General features: G+C 63.7%; 2 protein-coding genes. Both read left to right on the forward strand.

Annotated features, from left to right (window positions below):
• Positions 1-2,534 (forward strand): glutamate synthase-related protein (locus tag EOC93_RS33010; protein WP_245461604.1); only part of this gene is annotated, 2,534 nt, incomplete at its 5' end.
• Between the two features lie 143 nt (positions 2,535-2,677).
• Positions 2,678-3,465 (forward strand): glutamate synthase subunit beta (locus tag EOC93_RS33015; protein ID WP_164759385.1); only part of this gene is annotated, 788 nt, incomplete at its 3' end.

Below are 3,465 nucleotides of genomic sequence, written 5' to 3' on the forward strand. Positions count from 1 at the left end.
ACATGCACAAGCGCGGCGAGCTGCCGGCGGAGGTCGACGCCTATGAAGTCGTCACCCGCTACATCAAGTCGATCGGCAAGGGCATCCTCAAGGTGATGTCCAAGATGGGCATTTCGACCTATCAGTCGTATTGCGGCGCGCAGATCTTCGACGCGATCGGGTTGAAGTCGGACTTCGTGCAGAAGTACTTCACCGGCACGGCGACGCTGATCGAAGGCGTCGGGCTGGACGAGATCGCCGCCGAAACAGTCAGCCGCCACACCGACGGCTTCGGCAACGACCCGGTGCTGCGCAACAGCCTCGAGGTCGGCGGCGAATACATGTTCCGCATGCGCGGCGAGGCCCATATCTGGTCGCCCGACGCAGTGGCGACCTTGCAGCACGCCGTGCGCCAAGGCTCGTGGGAGACGTTCAAGGACTATTCCGCCCAGATCGACAGCGAGACGGCGCAGGCGCAGACCATTCGCGGCCTGTTCAAGATCAAGCTGGCGCAAGAGACCGGGCGCAAGAAGGTCACGCTCGACGAGGTCATGCCGGCAGCCGATATCGTCAAGCGCTTCTCGACCGGGGCGATGTCCTTCGGCTCGATCTCAAGGGAAGCGCACACGACGCTGGCGCGCGCCATGAATGCCATCGGCGGCAAGTCGAACACCGGCGAGGGCGGCGAAGAGGCCGACCGCTATCTGCCACTGCCGGGCGGCGGCAAGAACCCCGAACGTTCGGCGATCAAGCAGGTCGCCTCGGGACGCTTTGGCGTCACGGCGGAATATCTGGTCAATTCCGACATGATGCAGATCAAGGTCGCGCAAGGGGCGAAGCCGGGCGAGGGCGGTCAGCTGCCGGGCCACAAGGTCGATGCAACCATAGCCAAGGTCAGGCATTCGACGCCGGGCGTCGGTCTGATCTCGCCGCCGCCGCATCATGACATCTATTCGATCGAGGATCTGGCGCAGCTCATCTACGATCTGAAGAACGTCAATCCGGCGGCCGACGTATCGGTCAAGCTGGTCTCGGAAGTCGGCGTCGGCACGGTTGCGGCCGGCGTCGCCAAGGCGCGTGCCGACCACATCACCATATCAGGTTATGACGGCGGCACCGGTGCCTCGCCGCTGACCTCGCTCAAGCATGCCGGCAGCCCGTGGGAAATGGGACTTGCCGAGACGCACCAGACTCTGGTGCTCAACGGCCTCAGGTCGCGCGTCGCGCTGCAGGTCGATGGCGGCCTGCGCACCGGCCGCGACGTCGTCATCGGCGCGTTGCTCGGCGCCGACGAATTCGGCTTCTCGACCGCCCCGCTGATCGCGGCCGGCTGCATCATGATGCGCAAGTGCCATCTCAACACCTGCCCGGTCGGCGTCGCGACGCAGGACCCGGTGTTGCGCAAGCGCTTCAAGGGCACGCCGGAACATGTGATCAACTTCTTCTTCTATGTGGCGGAAGAGGTGCGGGCGCTGCTCGCCGAGATGGGCCACACCCATCTCGACCAGATCATCGGCGACACCGACCTTCTGGAAAAGCGCGCACTGATCCAGCACTGGAAGGCGCGCGGACTCGATTTCAGCAAGATGTTCTTCAAGCCCGATGCCCCGCACGAGGCGGTGCATTGGACCGAACGGCAGAAGCACCCAATCGACGATGTGCTCGACCGTAAGCTGATCGAACTCGCCAAGCCGGCACTGGACGCCAGGCAGCCGGTCAGCATCGAGCTGCCGATCCGCAATGTCGACCGTTCGACGGGTGCCATGCTGTCGGGCGAGGTGGCAAAGCGCTTCAAGCACAAGGGCCTGCGCGAGGACACGATCTCGGTGAAGCTCACTGGCACGGCCGGTCAGTCCTTCGGCGCCTTCCTGGCGCGCGGCGTCTCGTTCGAGCTGGTCGGTGCCGCCAACGACTATGTCGGCAAGGGTCTGTCGGGTGGACGCATCGTCATCCGCCCGCCAGAGAACACGAAGATCGTTGCCGCCGAGTCCATCATCGTCGGCAACACGGTGCTCTACGGCGCGACCGAGGGTGAGGCCTATTTCTGCGGCGTTGCCGGCGAGCGTTTTGCCGTGCGCAATTCGGGTGTCGCCGCGGTCGTTGAAGGCGTCGGCGACCATGGCTGCGAATACATGACCGGCGGTATCGTCGTCGTCATCGGCCAGACCGGCCGCAACTTCGCCGCCGGCATGTCGGGCGGCGTCGCCTATGTGCTCGACGAGGCGGGCGATTTCGCCGAGCGCTGCAACATGGCGATGGTCGAGCTGGAGCCGGTTCCGGAAGAGGACGACCTGATGGAGAAACTGCTCCATCATGGCGGTGACCTCGACCACAAGGGCCGTGTCGACGTATCCGGCGATATGACCAGCCACGACGAGGAGCGGCTCTACCAGCTGATCTCCAACCACGTCCACTACACGGGCTCGGTACGAGGTCGCGAAATCCTCGACGACTGGACAACTTTCCGGCCGAAATTCCGGAAGATCATGCCGGTCGAGTACCGCCGCGCGCTGATCGAGATGGAACGGATGCGCATGAACGTGGCGGCGGAATAGATTTGGAAATTGCCGGGAGGCCGTGCGTCCCGGCAACCATTTTCATCAGCAATCCTGACCTCGGACTGAAGGTTGCCACGGCTGCCTTATGAGGTTAACGGGTGCGTCGTCAGGCGTGCCTTCCGGACAGCAGGGACTGGACTATGGGCAAGGTAACAGGGTTTCTCGAGATCGACCGGCAGGTGCACAAGTACCAGCCGGCTTCCGACCGCATCCGGCATTTCCGCGAGTTCACGCTGCCGATGTCGGACAAGGAGGTCGAGAAACAGGCCGCGCGGTGCATGGATTGCGGCATTCCGTATTGCCATGGACCGACCGGCTGCCCGATCCATAACCAGATCCCGGACTGGAACGACCTCGTCTACAATGGCGACTGGGACAACGCGATCCGCAACCTGCATTCGACCAACAATTTTCCGGAATTCACCGGCCGCATCTGTCCGGCACCTTGCGAGGAAGCCTGCACGCTGAACCTCGAGGACATTCCGGTCGCCATCAAGACGATCGAGCAGGCGATCGCCGACAAGGCCTATGAAACCGGTCATATCCGGCCCTATCCGCCGGAAAAAAAGACCGGCAAGCGCGTCGCAATCATCGGCTCGGGGCCGGCCGGCATGGCGGCCGCCCAGCAGCTTGGTCGCGCCGGCCACGACGTCCACGTCTATGAGCGCGAGAGCCGGCCGGGCGGGCTGATGCGCTACGGCATCCCCGACTTCAAGATCGAGAAGCACTATATCGACCGGCGCATCGAGCAGATGCAGGGCGAGGGCGTGAGCTTCCATTGCGGCGTCAATGTCGGCGTCGACAAACCGGTGGCGGAGCTGCTCGCCGAATACGATGCGGTGCTCTATTGCGGCGGTTCCGAAACGCCGCGCCCGGCCAACATTCCCGGCGACGATCTCGACGGCGTGCATGACGCGATACCCTATCT

The organism is Mesorhizobium sp. M6A.T.Ce.TU.002.03.1.1 (genome assembly GCF_003997275.1).
GTDB classification, from domain to species: domain Bacteria; phylum Pseudomonadota; class Alphaproteobacteria; order Rhizobiales; family Rhizobiaceae; genus Mesorhizobium; species Mesorhizobium mediterraneum.